Genomic DNA, 7,711 nt, shown 5'->3' on the forward strand with positions numbered 1-7,711 from the left:
TGCGGCCGCCGCGCCGGCTGAAGCCGCCAATGCGCCGCAGCCCGGCCGCATGCAGACCAGCAATGTGCGCTCCGGGCAACAGCTGTACGCCGAAAACTGCGACCTGACCGTGATGGCCACGGTGGGCGCAGGTGCCGAAGTCATTGCCGACGGCAGCATCCATATCTACGGTACGCTGCGGGGCCGTGCCCTGGCAGGTGCCCAGGGCAACACCACGGCACGCATTTTCTGCCGTGATTTCCACGCTGAACTGGTCGCCATTGCCGGCCATTACAAGGTACTGGACGATGTCCCGGACAACCTGCGCGGCAAAGCCGTGCAGGTGTGGCTGGAAAACGACCAGATCAAGATCGCCGCGCTGGACTGACGCGGCCACTCAAAATAAAAGAATCAGGAGAAGTGCTTTGGCTGAAATCATCGTAGTCACCTCCGGCAAGGGCGGCGTCGGCAAGACCACTACCAGCGCGAGCCTTGCCTGCGGCCTGGCGTCCAAGGGCAAGAAGGTGGCGGTGATCGACTTCGACGTCGGCCTGCGCAACCTGGACCTGATCATGGGCTGCGAGCGCCGCGTGGTGTACGACTTCGTCAACGTCGTGCATGGCGAAGCGACCCTCAAGCAGGCCCTGATCAAGGACAAGCGCTTTGAGAACCTGTACGTGCTGGCTGCCTCGCAGACCCGCGACAAGGACGCGCTGACCCAGGAAGGCGTGGGCAAGGTGCTCAAGGACCTGGCCGCCGACGGCTTCGACTTCATCATCTGCGACTCCCCGGCCGGCATCGAAAAGGGTGCGTTCCTGGCGATGTACTTCGCCGACCGCGCCGTGGTCGTGGTCAACCCGGAAGTGTCATCGGTGCGCGACTCGGACCGCATCATCGGCCTGCTGGATTCCAAGACCCACAAGGCCGAAGGCGGACAGAACGTGCCGGCCTTCCTGCTGCTGACCCGCTACAGCCCGGCGCGCGTGGAAACCGGCGAGATGCTCAGCATCACCGACGTGGAAGAAGTGCTGGGCCTGAAGGCCATCGGCGTGATTCCCGAGTCCGGCGACGTGCTCAATGCCTCCAACAAGGGCGAACCGGTGATCCTCGACCAGCAGTCGCTGGCGGGCCAGGCCTACGGTGACGCTGTCGCCCGCATCCTGGGTGAAGAGCGCCCGATGCGCTTCACCACCGTGGACAAGAAGGGCTTCTTCAGCAAGCTGTTTGGAGGATAAGCATGGGCCTGTTTGATTTCCTCAAGACGAAGAAGACCACTGCCGAAACGGCCAAGAACCGCCTGCAGATCATCATCGCGCAGGAACGCAGCCATCGCGGCGGCCCGGACTACCTGCCGCTGCTGCAGCGTGAGCTGCTGGAAGTGATCAAGAAGTACGTCAACATCGACGCCGACGCGGTCAAGGTCGACCTGGTCAAGGACGGCGAGCACGACGTGCTCGACATTTCCGTGGCCCTGCCTGACGGTCCGCAGTCGTAACCTGCCCTGCCCCTCTCCGCGCGGAGAGGGGCCATTGAAGCTCCCGCATGAACACCGCCGCCGCTGAATCCGAACCCTTCGTGACCCGCGTGGGCGAGATCCGTTTTGATGATGCGGCGCGCCTGCTGGCCACGCATGACCTGCGCCTGCACCGCGTGGACGACGGCGCAGCCATTCCGGGCAGCTACTGGGGCGAGCCGGAAGCCGGCATCATCGGCAGCGATGTATATGTGCGTGACGACACGCCAGTGCACTCGATGCTGCATGAGGCCTGCCACCTGATCGTGCTGCCGCCCGAGCGGCGGGCGCTGGTGCATACCGACGCCACCGATTCGGTGCCGGAAGAAGACGCCACCTGTTACCTGCAGATCGTGCTGGCGGGGCAGTTGCCCGGCGTCGGCAGTGACCGCTTGATGGCGGACATGGATGCGTGGGGCTACACGTATCGGTTGGGATCGACCCGGGCGTGGTTCGAGCAGGATGCGGAAGACGCCAAGGCGTGGTTGATCGAACGCGGGTTGTTGCCCGACCGGTAGGTACCGACCGTTGGTCGGTACACGGCTTCACCCGCCGGCCAAGGCCCGCAACATAATGCCCACGATGTACGCCAGGTACGTTCCGGTCGCATATCCCATCGTGCCCAGCAGCACGCCCACCGGGGCGAGTGAGGGATGGAACGCGGCCGCCACCACCGGTGCCGAGGCCGGTCCGCCGATGTTCGACTGCGAACCGATGGTGAAATAGAAAAACGGCACGCGCAGGGCCAGCGCCAGCGCCAGCAGCAAAGCGATGTGCACCAGGATCCAGATCAGGCCCAGCGCGAACAGCCACGGCCGCTGCAGCAGGGCCAGCAGGTCCATCTGCATGCCGATGCAGGCGATGAGGAAATACAGCAGCAGCGAACCCAGTTTGGAGGCTCCCGCACCTTCGAGCGTGCGCGCACGGGTGAAACTGAGCGCCAGGCCGCAGGTCGTCGAAATCACCACCACCCACACGAACGGCGCGTCCAGGCTGAACTGCGATGCCCAGGCCACGTGGCCCTTGAACCAGGCCGAGACGGGGCCGGCAATCGCATGCGAGAGGCCCACGGTGCCAAATGCCACCGCCACGATCAGCATCAGGTCGGTCAGGCTGGCGACGCGTTCGTGTTCGGCCTGGAATTTCTCAATGCGTTGCTTGAGCTGGTCGATACCGGAGGTGTCGGCGCGGGTGATCGCATCGATCTGCGGCGCACGCCCGGCCAGGAAAATCAGCACCGCCATCCAGACGTAGCCGACACCCACATCGATCACCGCGAACTGGCCGAAGGTGGTGGCATTTACGTCGAACACCTCGCGCATCGCCAGCATGTTGGCCCCGCCGCCGATCCAGCTGCCGGCCAGCGCAGCCATGCCGGCCCAGGTATCACCGGCCACGGCGGACGGGTGAATCCAGCGCATCACCACGAAGGCAACCACCGCGCCGATCATGATGCTGATCGATGCGCCGAGGTACATGACGATCAGTTTGGGGCCCAGGCGAAGGATGCCCTTGATGTCCACGGCCAGCGTGAGCAGCACCAGCGCGGCCGGCAGCAGGATGTCACGGGCGACCGGGTTATAAAGCTTGGTGTTGTTGCCGTCGATCAGGCCAACGGTGTTGTAGATGCCCGGCAGCAGGTAGCACAGCAGCAACGCGGGCACGAAGGCGTAGAAGCGCTTCCAGAAACCGGCCGGGCGCGCGGCGGTCCAGAACACGGCACCAAGCGTGGCCGCAATCAAACCGAAGACGACGATGTCATTCTGGATCAGGGCCATGCGGGTGCGTGCGATAGGTGGAAAAGGAAGCGCCGCCCTTGGGCGGCGCTTTCTGCATTATTGACCGATGTGCTGCTTCAACCAGCCGTTCACCGTGTCATGCCACTGCACGCTGTTCTGCGGCTTGAGCACCCAGTGGTTTTCGTCCGGGAAGTACAGGAACTTCGACTCGATGCCCTGGCGCTGGGCGGCGGTGAATGCCGCCAGGCCCTGCTCGACCGGAATGCGGAAGTCGAGCTGGCCGTGGACGATCAGGATCGGCTTCTTCCAGTTGGCGACATGGTTGACCGGGTTGAACTTCTCGTAGTTGGCCGCCTTTTCATAGGGCGTCCCACCCTGCTCCCACTCGGTGAACCACAGTTCTTCGGTGGCATAGCCCATCATGCGCTGGTCGAACACACCGTCATGGTTGACCAGGCACTTCCACGGCTCGTTCCAGTTGCCGGCGATCCAGTTGACCATGAAGCCGCCGTAGCTGGCACCGAGCGCGCAGGCTTTGTCGCCGTTGAGGAACGGATACTGCTTCTGCGCGGCGGCCCAGCCCTTCTGCAGGTCTTCCAGCGGGCGGTCGCCCCAGTGCTGGCTGATCGCGTCGGTGAACGCCTGGCCATAGCCGGTTGAACCATGGAAATCGATCATCACCACGGCATAGCCCTGGCCCGCGTAGGTCTGCGGGTTCCAGCGATAGCTCCAGCCATTGCCGAAGCTGCCCTGCGGGCCGCCGTGGATCAGGAACGCCACCGGGTAGGTCTTGCCTTCCTGGTAGTTGTACGGCTTGACCACGTAGCCGTGCACGGTTTCGTTGTTCCAGCCCTTGAACTGGAACTGCTCGTAGTCACCGAAGGCCACGTCCGGCAGCATCTGGCTGGCGCTGGGGGTGATCTCGCGCGGGGTGCTGCCATCGGCCTGGGCGACCACGATCTGGTCGCCGCTCTTGAGGCTGTTCTTCGTGTAGGCCAGGGTGTTGCCGGCAATGACCGGCGAGCCGATGCTGCCGCCTTCGGCAACAACGGTGGCCTTGCCGGTGGCGATGTCGATGTTGAACAGGCGGTGTTCACCGAGGTCGTCGGCACCGGTGTAGAAGCTGTTGCCGTCGGCCGAAAGCACGATCTCACCCGCCGAGCGGTCCCACTGCGGGGCGATCTCGCGGGTCTTGCCCGAGGCCAGGTCCAGCGCCATCACGCCGAAGCGGTCGGCTTCAAAGCCCGGGCGCTTCATCGCGCGGTAGTACAGGGTCTTGCCGTCGGCGCTGAACACCGGGCCGGCATCCCAGGCCGGGTTGGCGGCGGTCAGGTTGACCGGGGCCTGCTTGCCCTCGGCATCCAGACGGTACAGGTCGAAGTTGGTCGACCAGGGTTCCTTCGGGCCCTGCACGCGGATACTGGCGACCACGCTCTTGCCGTCCGGTGCCCAGGTGTAATCGTCGTTGCCGCCGAACGGCTTGGACGGTGCGTCGCCGGCCAGCGTGGCGCTGATCGCCGACGCGCCCTTGACCGCACCCGCGTTGCCGGTCGGCAGCGGTGCCACGAACAGGGTGTTGCGGCGGCCGTCATTCCAGGTGTCCCAATGGCGCACGAACATGCTGTCGAACACCTCACCGGTGTTCTTGCGCGCCTTGTGCGCGGCCAGCTTCTTCTCGGTGCAGGCCAGGTCCGAACCGCAGTCCTGGAACACGCCGGCGCTGAAGGCGACGCGGTCGCCGTTCGGCGACAGCTGGTAGCTGTCCACGTCGACCGGGAAGTCGGTCAGCTGGCGCGGCGCGCCGCCACCCAGCGGCATCACGTACAGCTGCTGGCTGCCGTTCTTGGCGCTGAGGAAGTACACGTTCTGGCCATCGGCCGACAGCGCGGCGGAATTGACGTTCCAGCCGGCCGGGGTCAGCGCCTTCGGCGGGGCGGCGTCACGGGTACGCAGATTGCGGATGAACAGACCAGTGCTGGCCTTGCTGTCCGCGCCCATCACGCGCTTGGCGAACACCACGTTGCCGCCATCGGCGGTCAGCAGCGGGGCCGACACGCGGTCGAGGGCGACCATGTCGCGCACATCCAGGCCACGGGTGGCGGCAGCGACCGGCAGCGCGGTCAACAGGCTCAACGGCAGCAGGGCGTAACGAAGCTTCATCGGGTTCTCCGCACAACGGCAAAACGCCGATGGTAGGGCCTGTCATCCCTGTGAAGCAAAGGCCACAGGTCATGCCCCGCAGCCCGCCAGACCCTGCAAACGACAAACCCCGCCGAGGCGGGGTCTGTCAGGGTCACACCCGCCCGGAATCAGGCGGCGCTGGCACGCTTGCCGATGCGGTAAAGCAGCCACCCGACCAGGAACAGAACGGCCAAGCCAAACCACTGCGCCCCCGGCACGCTGAACGGAACCGCGAGCACGTCCGCCTCCTTCGACACCACGATCGGAATGGCAATGGCAATGCCCATCAGCGCCTCACCGGTGATCAGGCCGGCGGCGAACAGCACACCCGGCTTGTGCACGCGGTCGCGGCCTTCCTCATCGTCGGCGCGCACCTTGTGGAAGCGCTCCACCAGGTAGGAAATCAGGCCACCCAGGAAGATCGGCACCATCAGTTCCAGCGGCAGGTAGATGCCGATGGCCGCGGCCAGCACCGGCACGCGGAAGCGCGAACCGCGGGCCTTGAGCCAGCTGTCGAAGGCAATGATGATTGCGCCGATCACCGCGCCGATGGCGATGAACGTCCAGGGCAGCTGACCACCGAACAGGCCGCGGGCCACCGACGCCATCAGGTTGGCCTGCGGTGCCGCCAGCGAGTTGGGGTGTTCCGGGGTCGGCGCGCCGATGCCATAGGCGGTCGCCAGCAGGTTCAGCACCGGGGCCATGATCAGCGCGCACGAGAACGCACCGATGCCCAGCATCAGCTGCTGCTTCCACGGAGTGGCACCGACGATGTAGCCGGCCTTCAGGTCCTGCAGATTGTCACCGCCGACCGCGGCGGCGCAGCACACCACCGCGCCGATCATGATCGCAGCGACCGCCCCCAGCGGCGCGCCACCGGTGCCGACCGGCTTCAGGCCATCGGCCCCCAGCAGCACCACCAGCACCGCCGAAGCGAACAGGATGGTGGAGATGGTGATACCCGAAACCGGGTTGTTGGACGAGCCGATCAGGCCGGCCAGGTAGGCCGACACCGACACAAACAGGAACCCGGCCACGATCATGATGATGGTCATCGGGATCGAGACATGCCACTGGCCGACGATGGCCTGGTACAGCGCCAGCAGCGGCAGCACGAAGATGACCAGGGCGACCAGCATCCACTTCATCGGCAGGTCGCGCTCGGTATGGGCCAGCACCGGCCCCCCGCTCTTGCGCGCGGCGGCGAAGCCACTCTTGACGCCATTGAGCAGTGACTTGCGCAGCGAGATCAGGGTCCAGATGCCGCCGATCAGCATCGCGCCAACGCCCAGGTAGCGCATCTTCGCGCTCCACAGCGCACCCGCAGCATCCGCCGCAGAGGCGTCTGCGATGGACGCGGCCAACGCCGGATCGGTATTCAGGAAGAACGCCTGGTAAAGCGGGATGGCGATGTGCCAGGTCAGGATCGAACCGGACACCACCACGATGCCGACATTCAGGCCAACGATGTAGCCCACACCGAGAAGGGCCGGCGACAGGTTGGTGCCGATGAAGGCGGTGATCCTGGAGCTGCCCACGAAGGCCGAGGCGGCCCACGCATCCGGGATCAGGCGCATGCCGCTGGCGGCGGCGACCTTGACCACGGCACCAATCACGGCCGACAGACCCAGGATCTTCAGGCCCGGACCCGGGTTCTCACCGGCCTTCAGCACTTCGGCCGCGGCCTTGCCTTCCGGGAACGGCAGCGGATCTTCCACGATCATCGAGCGACGCAGCGGCACCGAGAACAGCACGCCGAGCAGGCCCCCCAGACCGGCAATGCCCAGCACCCACCAGTACTTGAAGTCCGGCCAGTAGCCCATGATGATCAGCGCAGGGATGGTGAAAATCACACCGGCGGCAATCGAAGAGCCGGCCGAGGCACCGGTCTGGACGATGTTGTTTTCCAGGATCGAGCCGCCGCCCAGCAGGCGCAGCACGCCCATCGAGATGACGGCGGCCGGAATGGCGGTGGCGATGGTCAGGCCGGCGAACAGGCCCAGGTAGGCGTTGGCAGCCGACAGCACCACGGCCAGGACGATGGCCAGGGCCACCGCACGGACTGTGAGCTGCTTGGGCGCAGCGTCGTGATTCATGAATGCCCCTGTAGGGAAAAAAGCTGGCCCACGCTAGCCTTCATGTCCGGGCAAGTCCAGTGTCAGCCGTCAGGCTGACACGGGTAGCGCCGGCCGTTGGCCGGCCCAGGCGGTGCGTGGGCCGGCCAACGGCCGGGCCGCCCGGGCCGTGGGGTTTTAACCACGCCCCGCCCCCCCCCCCCGGCGCAAAGTGGGATTGGGGG

Annotated in this window: 7 protein-coding genes; 4 read left to right on the forward strand and 3 right to left on the reverse strand. The window is 65.7% G+C overall.

Features of this window, described 5'->3' with window-relative positions; all coding sequences use genetic code 11:
• The 4 genes from minC to EGJ34_RS19245 form a co-directional block, all read left to right on the forward strand.
• Positions 1–367 (forward strand): septum site-determining protein MinC (minC, locus tag EGJ34_RS19230; protein ID WP_125362059.1); only part of this gene is annotated, 367 nt, incomplete at its 5' end.
• A gap of 37 nt (positions 368–404) precedes the next feature.
• Positions 405–1,214 carry a septum site-determining protein MinD gene (gene minD / locus EGJ34_RS19235; RefSeq protein ID WP_125362060.1) on the forward strand — a complete coding sequence of 270 codons (810 nt, stop codon included), beginning with the start codon at positions 405–407 and terminating at the stop codon, positions 1,212–1,214.
• A gap of 2 nt (positions 1,215–1,216) precedes the next feature.
• On the forward strand, positions 1,217–1,474 hold the full coding sequence (minE, locus tag EGJ34_RS19240) for a cell division topological specificity factor MinE (protein ID WP_125362061.1): 258 nt from the start codon (positions 1,217–1,219) through the stop codon (positions 1,472–1,474).
• A gap of 47 nt (positions 1,475–1,521) precedes the next feature.
• Positions 1,522–2,010: a hypothetical protein gene (locus tag EGJ34_RS19245; protein WP_125362062.1), complete on the forward strand. Its 489-nt coding sequence runs from the start codon at positions 1,522–1,524 to the stop codon at positions 2,008–2,010.
• Between the two features lie 27 nt (positions 2,011–2,037).
• Here EGJ34_RS19245 and EGJ34_RS19250 read toward each other — a convergent pair whose 3' ends face one another.
• The 3 genes from EGJ34_RS19250 to EGJ34_RS19260 all read right to left on the reverse strand — a co-directional run bounded on the left by EGJ34_RS19250 (position 2,038) and on the right by EGJ34_RS19260 (position 7,508).
• Positions 2,038–3,270 (reverse strand): DUF819 family protein, encoded by a 1,233-nt coding sequence (locus tag EGJ34_RS19250; RefSeq protein WP_125362063.1) that lies wholly within the window; start codon positions 3,268–3,270, stop codon positions 2,038–2,040.
• Between the two features lie 57 nt (positions 3,271–3,327).
• Positions 3,328–5,391 (reverse strand): S9 family peptidase, encoded by a 2,064-nt coding sequence (locus tag EGJ34_RS19255; protein ID WP_125362064.1) that lies wholly within the window; start codon positions 5,389–5,391, stop codon positions 3,328–3,330.
• A 149-nt stretch (positions 5,392–5,540) separates the two neighbouring features.
• On the reverse strand, positions 5,541–7,508 hold the full coding sequence (locus EGJ34_RS19260) for an oligopeptide transporter, OPT family (RefSeq protein ID WP_125362065.1): 1,968 nt from the start codon (positions 7,506–7,508) through the stop codon (positions 5,541–5,543).
• Between the last annotated feature and the right edge of the window lie 203 nt (positions 7,509–7,711).

The organism is Stenotrophomonas sp. 278, assembly GCF_003935715.1.
Taxonomy (GTDB): domain Bacteria; phylum Pseudomonadota; class Gammaproteobacteria; order Xanthomonadales; family Xanthomonadaceae; genus Stenotrophomonas; species Stenotrophomonas maltophilia_AH.

Bases quoted from the DNA above. Each gene is read 5' to 3' on its own strand.
- minE (WP_125362061.1), top strand. From the start codon at position 1,217: ATGGGCCTGTTTGATTTCCTCAAGACGAAGAAGACCACTGCCGAAACG.
- EGJ34_RS19245 (WP_125362062.1), top strand. From the start codon at position 1,522: ATGAACACCGCCGCCGCTGAATCCGAACCCTTCGTGACCCGCGTGGGC.
- EGJ34_RS19250 (WP_125362063.1), bottom strand. From the start codon at position 3,270: ATGGCCCTGATCCAGAATGACATCGTCGTCTTCGGTTTGATTGCGGCC.
- EGJ34_RS19255 (WP_125362064.1), bottom strand. From the start codon at position 5,391: ATGAAGCTTCGTTACGCCCTGCTGCCGTTGAGCCTGTTGACCGCGCTG.
- EGJ34_RS19260 (WP_125362065.1), bottom strand. From the start codon at position 7,508: ATGAATCACGACGCTGCGCCCAAGCAGCTCACAGTCCGTGCGGTGGCC.